19 protein-coding genes and 1 pseudogene are annotated in these 16,215 nt (G+C 35.2%); 7 read left to right on the top strand and 13 right to left on the bottom strand.

Translation table 11 applies throughout. From position 1 onward, the window contains the following. Position 1: 1 nt before the first annotated feature. Positions 2-567: pseudogene (locus tag BST91_RS01180) on the bottom strand (YeeE/YedE family protein). Between the two features lie 78 nt (positions 568-645). Beyond that, positions 646-804 (bottom strand): hypothetical protein, encoded by a 159-nt coding sequence (locus BST91_RS13045; protein WP_157546865.1) that lies wholly within the window; start codon positions 802-804, stop codon positions 646-648. A 152-nt stretch (positions 805-956) separates the two neighbouring features. On the opposite strand from BST91_RS13045, the gene BST91_RS01175 reads away from it, so the two are divergent. From BST91_RS01175 to BST91_RS01165, 3 genes are all read left to right on the top strand, one after another. Beyond that, complete coding sequence (locus tag BST91_RS01175) at positions 957-1,475, top strand: redoxin domain-containing protein (protein ID WP_085774180.1); 519 nt, start codon at positions 957-959, stop codon at positions 1,473-1,475. Between the two features lie 9 nt (positions 1,476-1,484). Next, positions 1,485-2,117: a transglutaminase-like domain-containing protein gene (locus tag BST91_RS01170; RefSeq protein WP_085774179.1), complete on the top strand. Its 633-nt coding sequence runs from the start codon at positions 1,485-1,487 to the stop codon at positions 2,115-2,117. A 171-nt stretch (positions 2,118-2,288) separates the two neighbouring features. Beyond that, positions 2,289-3,419 carry an MBL fold metallo-hydrolase gene (locus BST91_RS01165; protein ID WP_085774178.1) on the top strand — a complete coding sequence of 377 codons (1,131 nt, stop codon included), beginning with the start codon at positions 2,289-2,291 and terminating at the stop codon, positions 3,417-3,419. Between the two features lie 169 nt (positions 3,420-3,588). Here the strand turns inward: BST91_RS01165 and BST91_RS01160 are convergent, their stop codons facing one another. From BST91_RS01160 to BST91_RS01115, 10 genes are all read right to left on the bottom strand, one after another. Further along, entirely contained in the window at positions 3,589-4,341 is a 753-nt protein-coding gene (locus BST91_RS01160) for a type 1 glutamine amidotransferase domain-containing protein (protein ID WP_085774177.1), read from the bottom strand. A 262-nt stretch (positions 4,342-4,603) separates the two neighbouring features. Then, on the bottom strand, positions 4,604-6,484 hold the full coding sequence (locus BST91_RS01155) for a monovalent cation:proton antiporter-2 (CPA2) family protein (RefSeq protein WP_085774176.1): 1,881 nt from the start codon (positions 6,482-6,484) through the stop codon (positions 4,604-4,606). Beyond that, positions 6,481-7,083: a glutathione-regulated potassium-efflux system oxidoreductase KefF gene (gene kefF, locus BST91_RS01150; RefSeq protein ID WP_042279860.1), complete on the bottom strand. Its 603-nt coding sequence runs from the start codon at positions 7,081-7,083 to the stop codon at positions 6,481-6,483. Before kefF ends, BST91_RS01155 begins: the two co-directional genes overlap by 4 nt. A 44-nt stretch (positions 7,084-7,127) precedes the next feature. Then, complete coding sequence (locus BST91_RS01145; protein ID WP_085774175.1) at positions 7,128-7,700, bottom strand: Crp/Fnr family transcriptional regulator; 573 nt, start codon at positions 7,698-7,700, stop codon at positions 7,128-7,130. Positions 7,701-7,779: 79 nt separating this feature from the next. Further along, positions 7,780-8,187, bottom strand: a complete 408-nt coding sequence (locus tag BST91_RS01140) for a group III truncated hemoglobin (protein WP_085774174.1) — start codon at positions 8,185-8,187, stop codon at positions 7,780-7,782. A 16-nt stretch (positions 8,188-8,203) separates the two neighbouring features. Next, a complete protein-coding gene (locus BST91_RS01135; protein WP_060523117.1) occupies positions 8,204-8,713 on the bottom strand; it encodes a DUF3124 domain-containing protein in 510 nt (169 codons plus the stop codon). Between the two features lie 25 nt (positions 8,714-8,738). Then, the gene (gene arsB / locus BST91_RS01130; RefSeq protein WP_060523118.1) at positions 8,739-9,779 is read right to left on the bottom strand and encodes an ACR3 family arsenite efflux transporter; all 1,041 of its coding nucleotides are present in this window, start codon (positions 9,777-9,779) and stop codon (positions 8,739-8,741) included. 58 nt (positions 9,780-9,837) lie between these two features. Further along, positions 9,838-10,452, bottom strand: a complete 615-nt coding sequence (locus BST91_RS01125) for a low molecular weight phosphatase family protein (RefSeq protein WP_085774173.1) — start codon at positions 10,450-10,452, stop codon at positions 9,838-9,840. A gap of 16 nt (positions 10,453-10,468) precedes the next feature. Next, the gene (locus BST91_RS01120) at positions 10,469-10,936 is read right to left on the bottom strand and encodes a DUF6428 family protein (RefSeq protein WP_085774172.1); all 468 of its coding nucleotides are present in this window, start codon (positions 10,934-10,936) and stop codon (positions 10,469-10,471) included. 43 nt (positions 10,937-10,979) lie between these two features. Continuing rightward, positions 10,980-11,312 (bottom strand): ArsR/SmtB family transcription factor, encoded by a 333-nt coding sequence (locus BST91_RS01115; RefSeq protein ID WP_085774171.1) that lies wholly within the window; start codon positions 11,310-11,312, stop codon positions 10,980-10,982. Between the two features lie 348 nt (positions 11,313-11,660). On the opposite strand from BST91_RS01115, the gene BST91_RS01110 reads away from it, so the two are divergent. Then, positions 11,661-13,124 (top strand): aldehyde dehydrogenase family protein, encoded by a 1,464-nt coding sequence (locus tag BST91_RS01110; RefSeq protein WP_085774170.1) that lies wholly within the window; start codon positions 11,661-11,663, stop codon positions 13,122-13,124. A gap of 48 nt (positions 13,125-13,172) precedes the next feature. Then, complete coding sequence (locus BST91_RS01105; RefSeq protein WP_085774169.1) at positions 13,173-13,916, top strand: SDR family oxidoreductase; 744 nt, start codon at positions 13,173-13,175, stop codon at positions 13,914-13,916. A gap of 172 nt (positions 13,917-14,088) precedes the next feature. Here the strand turns inward: BST91_RS01105 and BST91_RS01100 are convergent, their stop codons facing one another. Then, on the bottom strand, positions 14,089-14,442 hold the full coding sequence (locus tag BST91_RS01100; protein ID WP_085774168.1) for a winged helix-turn-helix transcriptional regulator: 354 nt from the start codon (positions 14,440-14,442) through the stop codon (positions 14,089-14,091). Between the two features lie 90 nt (positions 14,443-14,532). Here BST91_RS01100 and BST91_RS01095 point away from each other — a divergent pair, with 90 nt between their 5' ends. Then, a complete protein-coding gene (locus BST91_RS01095; RefSeq protein ID WP_085774167.1) occupies positions 14,533-15,336 on the top strand; it encodes an SDR family NAD(P)-dependent oxidoreductase in 804 nt (267 codons plus the stop codon). Further along, complete coding sequence (locus BST91_RS01090; protein WP_085774166.1) at positions 15,333-16,202, top strand: DUF4437 domain-containing protein; 870 nt, start codon at positions 15,333-15,335, stop codon at positions 16,200-16,202. The genes BST91_RS01095 and BST91_RS01090 overlap by 4 nt, the downstream gene beginning before the upstream one ends. Positions 16,203-16,215: the final 13 nt, after the last annotated feature.

Raw genomic sequence — 16,215 nt, 5'->3', positions numbered from 1 at the left:
ATTAGAATATTAAGGGGAAGAAAACGTGAATCATTATTAATCCACCTATAAAAAACCTATGACAGCTACGAGAGATGGTAATTGTAAGTTGCTCAATCCAGATATAGCATGTCCCGAAGTACAGCCACCTGCATATCGGGCTCCAAACCCAACAAGAAAACCACCAACTAGCAATATTGCAATTGTTGTGAGGTCGTTTAAACTTTCAATTGCAAACAATTCTTCTGGCAAATAACTATCACCAGCACTTTGAAAATCATACTCACTTTTAAGTTCTTCTACGGTATTTTTTGAGATAGAAACACTGTTATCACCATTATTTGTCATAAAGGTGGATCCCAAGAATCCTCCAATTATCGCACCTAGCACAATCATTAAGTTCCATCGCTCTTCTTTCCAATCAAAATCAAAAAAATCTGATGTTTTACCAGCTCCGAAAGCCGCACATTTCGTTCTTAAATTTGCCGAGATTCCAAATTGCTTACCTAAAAACAATAATAAAAACATGACAAGCGCAATCAATGGCCCTGCAACATACCAAGGCCACGGTTCATAAATCCAATGCATCAATAATAAATTTTTATGCAAATATCACGCTTTCGCGAAAGCGTAACAGTAACAAAAGTTACAGTATTACATAAATCTCTATTTTTTATCCAGATCCTTTTGGTGTTTGGTTTCTCGTCTTGCCCTTTCAGCCTTTAAAGCCTCCTTGATTTTTGGATCAAAGTGAACACCATCAACATGCATATCGGCTGGAGTTCTGTTAACCATGGGAACTCTATTTTTTTCTTTATCTGCCATAATTTCAATTTTCAATAAAGATACTTATTTTGTTTAATCTTTATTCCAATTTATTAAACATTTAATAGTTGATAGTTTGTTTTAAAAAGGGATTAGCACGAGTTTAGGAATGATTTTAGAATTGTCCAGCTACAAGATTCTATTTTTATTAAATGAAAAAACCTATTCCACAACAACAAGCTCCAGAACTATCATTTCCTTTACTAGGAGATAAAGTATGGGATCTTAAAACAGCAGAAAGTGAAAATTTTATACTTGTTATATTCTATAGAGGACTGCATTGTCCATTATGTAAAAAATACTTGGAACAACTCAATGAACTCTTATCTGATTTTGAGGATAAAGGTGTTCAGGCAGTGGCTGTAAGTATGGATGATGAAAAAAGAGCTAGACTTTCTAGGCAAAAATGGGACATCGACAAAGTATCTCTAGGATACAATTTATCGGAAGAGTCGGCTAGAAATTGGGGACTTTATTTGAGCAAAGGAATTAAAGAAGGTGAACCTGATTTGTTTAGTGAACCTGGATTGTTCCTCGTGGACAGTCATAACGATATCTACTATGCTGCGATTAATAGTAATCCATGGGGTAGACCTCATTTACCTTCCATGTTAAAAGCTATAGACTTTATACTAGATAAAGAGTATCCTGCACGAGGCGAAATGATGTAAATTTGTGAAATGCAATATACAGAATCTACCTACTTCTTTGACTATGAAAATCCTGTAATACAGGACATTCTCAAAGAATTTAGACATATTGAATCTAAACAGGAATTAATAGAAAAATTATATATTAAAGTAAGAGATGGTTGGCGCTATCTTCCCTTTAACATAGGTTTGACCGCTGAACATTTTAAAGCTAGTAATATTGCTCAAAAAAAAGATGGCCATTGCATTGACAAAGCCATTTTATATATAGCATGTTTACGCGCCTTTAATATACCGGCAAGATTGCATCTTGCTAAAGTTTCTAATCACATTGCTACTGAACGTCTAGAAAAGGTAATTGGAACTAATGAGCTAGCTCCTCATGGTCTGGTAGATGTGTGTTTTAATAATCAATGGGTAAAGTGCTCACCAGCCTTCAACAAAGAGTTGTGCGACATTTATCAAGTAAACGTTCTAGAATTTGATGGTACCCAAGATTCTGTTTTACAGGAATACAATAATGAAAATGCAAAATTCATGTCATACCTTGAAGATTACGGCCATTTTGAAGACGTTCCACTAGAATTTATAAAAAACACTTTTAAATCTAATTATCCTGATTTTTATGAAAAATATAAAGATCAAGATCATATAGTCATTTAAATTCAGTCAATGTTTTAAAGCGACCTTAGAACATAATATATGTTCTAAGGTCGTGTGCATTATCAATACTATTAATTAACTAGGACTTATCTCATCATAAACTAAGAAGAATAAATAGTTTGAACTTTTAAGCCATGTTACTTAATACCTTTGTTATAGAGTAAACAAAAAATGAAGTTCATATTAAAAATATTAAAAAAGGTGCTTTTAGGTCTAGGTATTGTTATCGGAGTGATTTTCCTCATAAGTGTAATATTCTTATACACTAGTCCACAATTTGGTGGCAAGGCTAGTGATGAAAAAAAACAGTCTTACACAAAATCCGACAACTATACTGACGGTAAGTTTAAGAATGCAGGAAACATCTCAACAGAAATGAGCTTTAAAGACATGATGAAGGCTACTGCTGGTATGTTGAAAAAAATCCCCAATGCCAGACCTAACCACTCACTACAAGTTCAAAAAATTGACTCTGTATCCATTGATAATTATAAGGGTGAAGCAAGGATCATATGGTTCGGTCATTCTACTTTTTTAGTTCAGATCAATGAAAAAAACATTCTGATAGACCCTATGTTAAGTGATGTTCCTGCACCTCATCCATGGTTAGGTTCAAAACGTTTTAATGAGGAACCTCCGATTGCTATAGAACAACTTCCGAAAATAGATGTGGTTCTATTATCCCATGATCATTATGACCATTTGGATTATGAATCCATTATTAAATTAAAAGACAAGGTAGAAGTCTTTTATACTCCTCTAGGATTAGGTAATCATTTATTAGCTTGGGGAATTGATGATGAAAAAATCACTGAATTAGATTGGTGGGAAAACACGCAACTTTATGGTTTAACCTTTACTAGTACACCTGCTCAACATTTCTCTGGTCGAGGTTTGAGCGACCGAGATCAAACATTATGGTGCTCGTGGATTATAAAATCTTCAACTGAACAGCTATTTTTTAGTGGTGATAGTGGTTATGGTGCTCATTTTAAAGAAATAGGTGAAAAATACGGTCCGTTTGATTTTGCGATGATTGAATGTGGTCAATACAATGAATTGTGGTCAGAAATACACATGTTTCCTGAGGAAACTGCCCAAGCCGCAATTGATCTCAAAACAAAATCTATGATGCCTATTCACTGGGGTGCATTCAAACTAGCGCAACATTCTTGGACTGACCCAATTGAGCGTGTGGAGAAAAAAGCTGCCGAACTTAGTGTTTCTATGGTAATCCCACAAATAGGAGAACCTGTGCTTATCTCAAAACCGGTAGCTGCTAGTAATGATTGGTGGAAATAATAATAATTTGAAAACCGTAAGGACACTTAAAACGATAAAAGCAAATTTTCAATTTAGTGATGAACCAATCTTTTAATTCTTACCATTAGAAGATTCTAGTACTATATAAAAAGAAAAAACGCAGGTTTTGAACCTGCGTTTTTCTATTTATAATAATTGCTTTTAAGCATTACTTAGTGAGTAAATCCACGACACTACGAGCTACTAATCCTGCTGATGCTGGATTTTGTCCGGTAACAACACGTTGATCTACGCTTACTTTTTCTTGCCACATATCGGCTTTATCAATTTTAGCTCCTTTTTCCTTTAATTCATCCTCTAGTAAAAATGGAACAACCTCAGTAAGTTCAACATTTGCTTCTTCCTCGTTTGTAAATACGCTTAATGTTTTACCATCTACTAAATAGCTACCATCTGATAATTTGATATTGATCAATCCCGATGGACCGTGACATACAGCACTTACAATTCCATCATTCTCATAAATCTCACTAGCTATATTTGCTAACTCCTGATTATTAGGAAAATCCCACATCGTTCCATGACCACCAGCGTAGTAAATTACTTGGTATTGACTCGCTTCAACTTGAGATGGTTTTAAGGTTGATTTCAATTTTGCTTGAAAATCCTCATCTTCCCAATATTTCTTATTGATCTCGTCATCAAGATCAAAACCATCCACTGGTGGCAAACCACCTTCTGGACTTACAAATGTGATGTCATAACCTGCTTCTTTAAATACTTCATAAGCATGAGTAACTTCACTTAAATAATATCCTGTAGTTTTCCCAGTGTCTCCTAGCTCTTTATGACTAGACAAAATCATTAAAATTTTTGGTGTATCCATTGTTTTTTCTTTTTTATTGATAACTGTTAAAAGTGAAAAAATCACTAAAGCACTTACCGCTGTTATTATTTTCATATTGTAACTTTTATTTAAACTTTAATGGGTTAAAGAGGTACAAAGTTCCAATAGTTTACCCAGGTTTGCGAGGACTGAACTCACCATTTTAAAGTGCTTTTCCTCACAGTTAATTTGTGACTTATGTCACATGTTAATTTTTATTATTGGATAAAGCTAGTTATACCAAAAGATTAATGATGTTAAGAAAATCTTGTAATGATTGCGCTTTCGCGAAAGCGTACTTAATAAAACCCTAATCAAACTAAAAGGAATATTAAGATTAATCGTTTTGTTCGAGGGATTTCCTAATGTGTTCACCATCCCAGTGCTTGTCGTAGGTTACTATACCACGTTTAAAATCACGTTCTAGAAGTTTTTCTTGCTGTTCCAGTTCTTGCCTAGCCTTAAAAATGTAGTTTTCATCTCGCTTAGGTTCTTTGGCTAATCGTTTCAAACTTTCAACGTCGTAGGTAATAAAATTTTGCACTTGTCGATTTAAGGTATATTTCCTGAAACCTAATTTGTGTAAGGCATCACTGGCAAGAGAAAGAGAAGTATCCAAAGTTTCTCGGTATATATTTTCAATACCCAGATTAAGTAATTCATAGGCCTCATAACGGTTTTTGGCTCTTACGAGCAGTTCAACATGAGGATATTTTTCTTTAACTAGTAATGCAACTTCCTTATTCACCGCAGGATTATCAATAGCGCAGATTAACATTTTTGCTTGAGCTATCCCAGCAGATTCAAGAAGATCTTGCCTAGTAGCGTCGCCATAGTATACCTCAAAACCCATTTTCCTCAAAAAATCAACACGGTTAGAATCTATGTCTAGTATAGTAGCCTCAACTCCATGAGATCTCATAAATCGCCCAACGGTACTCCCAAAATGTCCAAAGCCTACCAAAATTACCTTTTGAGATTTAGCGATATGATCCATAGGTCGTTTAATGGATTCTTTGGTACCAACTTTAGGTAAAATCACTCGTTCATTAATTAAACTGAGTATAGGTGTGAGCGACATAGAAAGTGCTGTAATCACCAGCATAACATCCATTTGCTCTGGTGCAAGAATTTCTAATTGAAAAGCAAATGAAAGTAAAACGAATGCAAATTCACCTACTTGTGCTAGGCTCAAAGTTAAGAGTAGTTTTTGATCAAGTTTAAGTTTAAAAACTCGGCCCGTGATGTATAAAACAGCGGCTTTTAAAGTTATAATAAGTACTAGTAAACCACCTATTGTAAAAGGACTTTCTGCTATTACAATAAAGTTTATGGAAGCACCTACTGCCATAAAAAACAAACCCAATAGTAAATTTTTAAAAGGCTCTAGTGTACTTTCTAACTCATGTTTAAATTCACTTGTTGAGAGCACTACTCCACCTAAAAATGCTCCTAATGCAGGACTTAAACCTACAAACTCCATTAAATACGAAATAGAAAATACGATTAAGAAAGCTGCTGCGATAAGTAATTCACGCACTCCGGTTTTTGAAACTTTTCGAAGTATTGGTACGATTAAATATCTTCCTACTAGCACAATTACCACTACAGAGGCAAGAATAGCCAATGTTTGCAATCCTATGGGCAAATTTTCAATTAAGGTTGCTTCATGTCCATTTGAGCTTACATTTGATGGATCTTGAGAAGACAATAAGGGCAAGGCTCCCAACATTACAATCACGATAATATCCTGAAACAGCAATATTGAAAAGGAACTTATTCCAAAGGTGGTTTCCATTAAGCCTTTTTCCTTAATGGTTTGCAAGGCTATTGCAGTGGAAGATAAAGACACTGCCATGGCTATTACGAGTGCTACTTGCCATTCATATCCTAATATTGTAAAAAGTAAGTAAGTCAATACTAGTGTCGCTGTAACTTGTATTCCTCCCATACCTAATATAGACTTACGCATGCTCCAGAAGCTCTTGGGTTCAATCTCTAGACCTATAAGAAACAGCATTACCACAACTCCAAACTCTGCAAAATGAAGAATATCATCTCCTTCTTCACCTATTAAACCTAAGACATAAGGTCCGATAATGACTCCGGCGATTAAATAACCTATCACAGAACTTAATCCTAGTCGTTTAGCGATAGAAACACAAATTAAGGCTCCTGCTAGAAATACAATTGCTTCAAAAAGTAATGTTCCTGTCATGAATTTGGGTTTTTAATCAATTCAAGATCGTTTAAAAAGAAGCAATTAGATAATCCAGTAGCATCAAAATCACCTTTGAGTAAATCAATGAGATTTTCATATTGATTTGCATAATCTAGTAATTGCTCTTCGGATAATTTATGAGTTCCCATAACCGCAAATGGTGGTAAATAATGCATTCCGCACAAATTTGCAGTTTGTTCAAAGGGTCTTAAAAATTCATTTATAGTATAACTGTTATACCCTTGTGAACAATACACCTCTCTAGAGCCGCCAGTGGTTATAACATTAAATACAGTTTTACCTTGCAACATATTACCTTCAGGACCGTAGGCCCAATTAAACTCTAATACCATGTCCATCCATTGCTTTAAAATTGCTGGACTACTGTACCAGTACAATGGGTGGTGCCAGATTATGATATCGTGTTCTTCTAATAATTTCTGTTCTTTTCTTACATTGATATGAAAATCTGGATAGGTTTCATACAGGTCATGCAATGTAATATGACTTTTAGAGAATAATCGATCGATTAAAGTAGCATTGGCTCTTGAATCTTCAAATCTAGGATGAGCAAATAAGACTAATGTTTTTTTCATTTTTAAATTTAATCAAACCACAGATGTAAGTGGCGATGTGTAACTTATACCTTCAATCTGCTTAATGTTTCTCTACTTACACCTAGGTATGAAGCAAGAAGTTTTTTAGGAACTCGTTGAATCAAATGCGGCATTTCGTCAATTAATCGTTCATAACGCTGTTCAACCGTTTGGGTAAGATGAGAAAGTACTCTTTGTTGCAAATGAACAAAACCGTAATTTAATTTTACCCTGAAAAAGTTGGCCATAGCAGGTACTTCCTTACATATCAATTCTCGACTCTCGAAACTTAGACTCAAAAAGTGTGTGTCCTCCAAACAATCTAAAAATAAAGTTGCAGGCATTTGATATTGATAAGCATGATAATCACTTATCCAGTAATTTTCTGAAGCAAACTGTAGTATGTGTTCCTTACCATTTTCATCTAGGGAATAAGTCCTTAAAAGACCCTTTAAAATCCAAAATTCGTGATCTACAACTTGACCTGTTTGTATCACGAATTGATGTTTTTTCAAACTTCTATACTCAAAATGAGATGCAACAAACTGCCATTCACTATCAGTTAAACTTACTATTTCTTCAATATGTTTTCGCAAAGGTGATAGATCGTGAGTCATACTACGAAAATAATTAAAAGGAGCACTCCAAGTAACCTTTTAATTTGTTAATGATTTATGTACTCTTAGTAATAATAAGTTATTTAAATATATCTGGTCTATGATTCCACATTGCAATGTATTGTCCTGTACTCATTTTTCTTGCGATAAATTTTGCTTGTGTAGCAATTTCTCCTTGAAAAAGTTCGTCTACCGACTCAATCCACAGTTGTAGCCAAATACCAAAATGTGTGGGCTCGATTTTATAAGATTCCGCTTTGTCAACTTTAATGTGATGGGATACTGGATTACCCTTGTAACCTGCCTTTTTGAATAAATTCGATTCCCAAAAATCAGTCAACTTACTAATATGCAATTGCCACTGATGATCTTTTATGTGTTTTGAAAAAATAGGTGCAAGAACCTCGTTTTTTCTCACCTTGGAATAGAACAAATGAACGAGACTTGCCACATCCTGCCTGTTCTCTATAGTATAAAGACCACTCATGAATCAATACATCGAGTTACTGAACAGGAACACCTCGAGTTGTAAATGACAAACCTTGAGACCCATAAGTAGATATCATAACAGCCTCAAACAGCGGTGGATTATCTGTATTTTTCATTGCCCATTCAAACAGAAAATTAGCACCAGATCCTCCTTCATAATCCTTTTCGCGTATAATAATTTCTAGAGTTTCCATAGGATTAACCACTATAGGATCCTTAACATACGATCTTACTATTTCACCTGTGGTGTTATAATAATCTGCTTGCGTTATATAAAGAGGTTCTGTAGGTGATATATTTCTTATACTCGCTGTTGCCGTAAGATCAAAGGCACGTTCATCATGCACGTGATAGATGTGCGAGTATACTGGTAGGTATGTTTTTGCTTTCGCGAAAGCGGAAAAATCCTCAACATCTGCTTTCTTCGTTTCCCAACTAGGCTGCTTGCTTGGATACTTGGCTGTTTCCTTTTCAAAACAACCTAACATCATAAAAACACCGATAAGTAAGATGATCTTTTTCATAACAGTAAAGTTAAGTGTCCCATGGTTAAGAAGCATCATAATACTTCTTTTTCAGCCAAAAAGAAACTCTTACTAATAAAATTAATGCTGGAACTTCTACCAGTGGACCAATTACTCCTGCAAATGCTTGTCCAGAGTTAAGTCCAAATACCGCTATAGCGACTGCGATTGCCAGTTCAAAATTATTTCCTGCTGCGGTAAATGCCACCGATGCCGTTTTATCATATTCTGCACCCATCGCACGGGTAAAGAAAAATCCAATGATGAACATTAAGGTAAAGTAAATCATTAATGGGATCGCTATTATAAGCACATCCATAGGGATTTCAACAATAAGCTCACCTTTTAATGAAAACATGATTATTATAGTAAACAACAGTGCTATTAGGGTTAATGGAGATATAGTGGGAATAAATGTTTGAGTATACCATTGTTCTCCTTTTATTCGAATTAAAATAAATCGACTTAGAATACCCATTAAAAAAGGTATTCCTAGATAAATAGCAACGCTTTCTGCAATAGTACTTATGGAAATATCAACTATCGCACCTTCAAATCCAAAGTATGGTGGCAAAATAGTGATAAACAACCAAGCATAAAAACTATAACCGAAAACCTGAAAGATGCTATTGAGAGCAACTAAACCAGCACCGTATTCACTACTTCCTTCAGCAAGATCGTTCCATACAAGAACCATGGCTATACAGCGAGCTAGTCCTATCAAAATGAGTCCAACCATGTACTCTGGATAATCTTGCAGAAATAGAATTGCTAGTATGAACATAAGAACAGGACCTATCACCCAATTAAGAATCAATGAGGTGGATAGTATTTTTACGTTCTTAAAAACTTTGGGAAGTAATGAGTAATTCACCTTGGCTAGCGGTGGATACATCATCAATATCAAACCAATAGCAATAGGAATATTGGTACTTCCACTACTAAATGAATTTACAATATCCGGAAAAGAAGGTATAAAATAACCTAACCCTACTCCTATTGCCATGGCAATAAAAATCCAAAGCGTTAAATTCCTATCAAGAAAGTTTAATTTTTTTGAAGACATTTCTCTACTGTTTTATAAAACACTTTTTTAGAGTGCTCACTCTTTATAATTACAAAGACTATTTTTGGGCTTGTTGAAATACGTAAAGCATTTCTGTTGCGATTTGATGGCTCCGTTCTAAATAAACATCTTGCTGTTGTGGTGTGCCATCTGATATTTTAGGATCTAGAAAGGTGATTGGTATTCTTTTAATCGCTCCTGCTATGAAAGGACAGGTTTCATTTGCAGAATCACAAGTCATCACCGCAGCAAACTCTCCTTGTGGATTAAAATTATTATTTAGCACCTTGGAAAACCCTATGATAGGATGTTCATTTTCACCATATTTTATGGAGTAAACTGGATTATCGGTTTCAGATAATTTTTCTATTTGAAATCCTTGTGATTCTAGGGTTTGAGCAACTACAGGAAAGAGTGCAGTAGCCTCAGTGCCGGCAGAATAGGTTGTGACTTTATTGTAACCTAAGTACGATGCAGCAGCTTGAGCCCAAATTTGAGATAGGTGACTACGTCTAGAGTTATGAGTACAAATAAAGTTAATTCTAACATCCTTATCTGCTTGTACTCGGTCTTTAATAAAATCAATTAAAGGTTGTAGTGTTTCTTTGCGTTGCTCATCTATAGAGTTTACTTGAATATTTTTCAAGTAATCAGAAATTTCTGTAAATAACATGACTAGTTTTTAATGTTTAACAACAACCGCTTCCTGGCGCACAGGTAGTGGTAGCAGTAAGTTGAGAGAGAGACTTCTTTTCTTTTTTAACTGGAATGCCACAATTATCCTTGGCAAGACAATCCGTCTGTTTAGAGGTAAGTAAAAAATGTTTGCCGTTAAACTCCAAACCAAATTTCCCTATTGTATCTCCTTGATATTCTACCTCGATTTCTAGATCTTCTATTCCTAATATTTTCTCAGAAAGTGTAATTATATCTAGGAGCTTTTCTGGATGTAACCTGTGATCATAATCATTTGCACTCCAAAGCTGGAAGTTAACAACCTCTTCATTACGCACGGTACCGCCGCAGTCAATAAAGTTTTTGGTCACTTTACCTACTTCAGTCACATGAAAATGATTGGGCACAAGATCACCATTAGGTAATTCAAATGCGATAACATCTAGTTCTTCAAGATGTTTTTTGATAGTGGATAGTTTCATAATTATAATATTGCGATATTACGATAAATAGACATAAATTTTTTTAACAACAAGATGAGTTTTCTGCTACATCTTGATTAAGGAATTGGAACATGATGCTCTTCATGGATTGCCAGTTCTCAACATTTATACAATAGCAAACACTTGTACCTTCAACCGTACCTTGAATCAAACCTAATTGCTTAAGTTCCTTTAGGTGTTGTGAAATGGTAGGCTGTGCTAGACCTATTTCATTTACTAAATCTCCACAAACACAAGTATTAGTTTTATACAAGTGTTGTAGGATAGCTACACGAGCTGGATGGGAGAACGCTTTCGCGAAAGCGGAAATCGCATTTTGCTCATCGGTAAATATTTCAGTTTTAGCTAAACCCATATCCTTATTGTTACATTGCAATATTACGATAATAGAATCTAAACCACCAAACCTTAAGAGATAATTTTCATTGCCTTAAGAAACCTTTAAACCTTACGAACTAATAATCAAAGACATAAGTTAAAGTTTAATGGTGCTTTTTAAGACCATTTGTCGTCTTAAACACGACAAGATTTTAACATCTTATAGGTTCAACATCCTGTGATAGCTGTATCTAACGAGTACCTTAAATGTTAAAGATCATGTTACAAAAGCGATTCTGTGAATTTCAAGATTAGGAGTTCTTTAGGAGCAGTAAGCTACTAATGCCTGTAATTTTAAAAGAAAACGAAAGAAAAAATAAAGATTATGGCAATATTAGAAGGCGTTGACAAACAATATATAAATGGTCAATGGACAGAAGGAAGTAGCGAAACAATTATAGAGGATAAGAATCCTTTTAATCAAGAAAAACTACTATCCATTAAAGGAGCTTCTCAAGAAGATGTAGATAAAGCTTATAAAACGGCAGAGAAAGCTGCGGAGTCATGGGGAAAAGAGATGCCTCAAAAACGTGCAGAAATAGTAAATAACTTTCATGATGCTATCGTTGACAATAAGGAAGAACTTATCGAGTGGTTAATCAAAGAGGCAGGTAGTTCAAGAGTTAAAGCAGAAGCAGAAATCCAGATAAGCCTAGGGATCATTAAGGAAGCTGCTTCATTTCCTAGCCGTATGCATGGATACATCACTAATTCTAGAGTACCTCACAAAGAAAACAGAGTTTATCGCAGACCACTGGGCGTGATGGGAATTATTAGTCCTTGGAACTTTCCACTCAACTTATCTATACGTTCCGTGGTGACTGCAATAGCGTTAGGAAATACAGTAGTATTGAAACCAGCATCACAAACTCCCATTACAGGAGCTCTTGCTATAGCTAAATTATTTGAAATTGCCGGTTTACCTAAAGGTGTTTGTAATGCCGTTGTAGGTAAAGGGTCAGATATTGGCGATTACTTTGTAGAACACGAGATTCCAAAACTTATCTCCTTTACAGGTTCTACTCCAGTAGGTAGAAACATAGGAAAACTAGCCGGACAAAAATTAAAACGCATGGCGCTTGAATTAGGTGGTAACAATGTATTTGTTGCTATGGAGGACGCTGATGTAGATCAAGCAGTAAAGGCAGCTTTATATGGTAAATTCATGCACCAAGGACAAATTTGTATGTCAATCAACAGGATTGTTGTCCATGAAAGTATAGCCGACGAGTTTGTCGAGAAATTTGTCGAAGGAACTAAAAAATTAAAAGTTGGTAATCCTCAAGATAAGGAAGTTACCATAGGACCTTTGATTGATTCAAAACAAGTGGAACGTATAAATGAAGATCTTCAAAAGAGTATTGATGCAGGTGCCAAGGTTGTTCTTGAAGGTAAAAGCGATGGTGCTCTCATGCATCCAACTGTTCTAGACCACGTAACTGATGATATGCCTATCGCTGCCAATGAAATATTTGGTCCAGTAGCTCCTATCATTAGATTTAAGTCTAACGATGAAGCATTAACTATCGCAAATAGTCAAGACTTTGGTTTAAGTGGTGCTGTACATACAAAGGATGTCGAAAAAGGACTTCAATTTGCCAGTAAAGTGATTACTGGAATGATTCATATTAATGATCAAACTGTGAATGATGAATCTAATGTCCCTTTTGGAGGTGAAAAAGGTTCCGGTATTGGAAGGTTCAATGGAGATTTTATCATTGAAGAGTTCACCAGAGTTCAATGGATATCAGTACAGCACGAGCCTAGGGATTATACACCTTTTGCATAACTGATCAAAACCTACATTTAAAATTTTAAATCAAAAACAAAAAACAAAATGGATTTACAAGGAAAAACAGCAATAATTACCGGTGCATCTAGTGGTATAGGTGAAGCAACCGCAAAAAAACTAGCAGCACAAGGAGTTAACGTCGTACTATGTGCACGACGTACTGAAAAACTAGAGGAATTAAAAGATGAAATCACTCAATCAGGAGGAAATGCTTTGGTAGTAACTGCCGATGTTACTAATAAGGAAGATTGGAATACCGTGATTGAGAATACTCAAGAGCATTTTAATTCGATAGATATTCTGTTCAATAATGCAGGATTAATGCCTCTATCATATGTAGAAAAATTAAAGACTGATGAATGGGAAAAAATGGTCGACGTTAATCTTAAGGGAGTTCTTAACGGAGTCGCAGCAACTTTACCTATCATGCAGGAACAGAAAAGCGGACACATTATTAATGTTTCATCCAGTGCAGGTCGTAAATATTTCCCAGGTGGTGCGGTTTATTGTGCTACTAAAGCGGCTGTTACTATGTTTTCAGAAGGGTTACGACAAGAAATTGCTCCAGAATATGGGATTAATGTAACTCTCATCGAACCAGGTTTTGTAAGTACCGAATTACAAGATACGATTACTGATGAGGACATTAAGGAACAATTAGGCAATATGAGTGATATGACACCATTACAAGCTAATGATATTGCCCAAGCAGTTGCTTATGCTGCTGCTACACCAGATCACGTAAATGTGAACGATGTATATATATACCCTACTCAACAAAAACAGTAATAAAGTAGAATCTTATCAAACTCGTTATGAACTTTAGCGGTTTATAACGAGTTTTTTTTTTTATTTTTTTGACAAGGAATTTTAAAATTTCGCTTTCGCGAAAGCGAAAAACTTCAAGCTTACTTAACTCTTAGGACTCTAATTTAAAGAGATAACGAGATAAGATTATGGATCAGCTTTTTTGGGCAACAGCATAGTCACCCCAATCTGCAATTGATTGAACAAGAGGTATTAAAGTTTTACCAAATTCCGTTAAAGTATATTCTACTTTTAAAGGTGGTTTTGTAGTAAATACCTTACGACTTACAATTCCATCCTCTTCAAGAGCTTTAAGCTGAAGACTTAACGTACGCTCAGTAACTTGTGGCATCATCTTACGCAACTCACTATACCTCAACGTATTATTCATTAAATGATAAAGAATAACCGTCTTCCACTTTCCTCCTATTACACCCATTGTTAAACTAGCACAACAAGGATATTCCTTACCATTGAATGTTAATTTTTTAGGCTGCTCATTTGTCATTTTGTTACTATCTAAATTGACCGTTATTGCAAAGGTATAAAACTATATTTAGTTTTGTGACTATAAAAAGTATAGTTAATTAAAAACACTATGAAAACCATTCTAATTACCGGTAGCACAGATGGAATAGGAAAATTAGCCGCTATTGATTTGGCTAAGGACGGACATACCATTCTTATTCATGGCCGTAATCGTGAAAAGGTTAGTAAAGTTGTAGAGGCAATTACAAAATTAACGGAGAGCAATACTATTTATGGTTTTACTTGTGATCTTTCACAATTACAAAGTATTGACGACTTTGTTAATCAGATAGCTTCAAAAACAATCAAATTAGATGTTTTGATTAATAATGCAGGTGTTTACAATTCACCTGTAGCAACTACTAAAAATGGAATCGATATTAGAATCGCTGTTAATTATCTAGCTCCCTATTTATTAACTACTAAACTATTGCCCTTGCTTAAGAAATCCGGTTCTGCTAGGATTATAAACTTAAGTTCTGCTGCACAATCTAGTATTTCGCCTGAATTTTTTCTGGGAAAAGAAACGGTTTCGGAAAGTGGTGCCTATGCCCAAAGCAAATTAGCTCTTACGATGTGGAGTTTCCAGCTTGCCAAAGAACAACCTGAACTTAATGTAATCGCTGTAAATCCAGGTTCCTTATTAAATACTAAGATGGTTAAAGAAGCTTTTGGCAATCACTGGTCCGATGCCAGTAAAGGAGCTGATATATTAACTCAGCTTGCAACATCAGAACGTTTCAATGAATCATCAGGGTCCTATTTTGATAACGATAAAGGTGATTTTTCTCATGCTAACGACGACGCTTATAACCACGAAAAATTAAATCAACTTCACAATCTTACCCAAAAACTTTTAAAAAACAAGTTATGATAAAAAGAACAATGATATTCGCAGCTTGTGTCCTGATTCTTACGGGATGCAATACTCAAAATAAAGAAGAAAAAGTAACAAGCACTACTAATAATCAAAATACTGAAGTTGTTTTGAGTTCGCAGGTAAACTGGAGTCCTTTAAATGCTGCTCGAGGTGATGCTAGTCCACAGGCTGGTGATTTATGGGGAAATCGCAAGGAAAATCAAGCCTCTGGATTCCTGGTTAAATTTAAAGAAGGTTTTTCATCACCACCTCACATTCATAATATAACCTATCGAGGAATTGTGATCAAAGGTTCCTTACATAATGATGACCCTAATGCCAAAAGCATGTGGATGCCACAAGGATCCTTTTGGACACAACCTGCTGGCGAAGGTCACATTACAGCAGCAAACGCTAGTGAAAACATGGCTTATGTAGAAATTGATAGTGGACCATACTTAGTTAAGCCAGAAGATCAAGCCTTTGAAAATGAAGAAAAACCTATAAACATTCATAAATCGAACCTAGTTTGGATAGAAGCTTTTGATCTTCAATGGACCAATCTAAATACAAACGATAAATCAAAGAATAAACCAGAAATAGCCTTTCTATGGGGACAACCTAATAGTAACGATTCTTGCGGTGCTTTAGTAAAGCTTCCTAGCGGTTTTTCTGGAACCTTTGAGGCTAGTAGCAAAGAGTTTAGAGCTATCGTGATAGGTGGAAATTTAACTTATAAAGCTAGCAAATCAAAAGAACTGGATCCTGGTAGTTACTTTGGTTCAACAGATAATGCCTCGCATATAATTATGAATGAATCTAGTGAACCCGTCATTTTGTATATAAAATCAACAGGAGCCTATCAACTATTATCTGAATGATATTTTAATGTAA

Source organism: Nonlabens tegetincola, assembly GCF_002117085.1.
Classification (GTDB): Bacteria; Bacteroidota; Bacteroidia; order Flavobacteriales; family Flavobacteriaceae; genus Nonlabens; species Nonlabens tegetincola.
The sequence above is the reverse complement of the archived record's forward strand: the minus strand, read 5'-3'. Positions and strand labels throughout refer to the sequence as shown.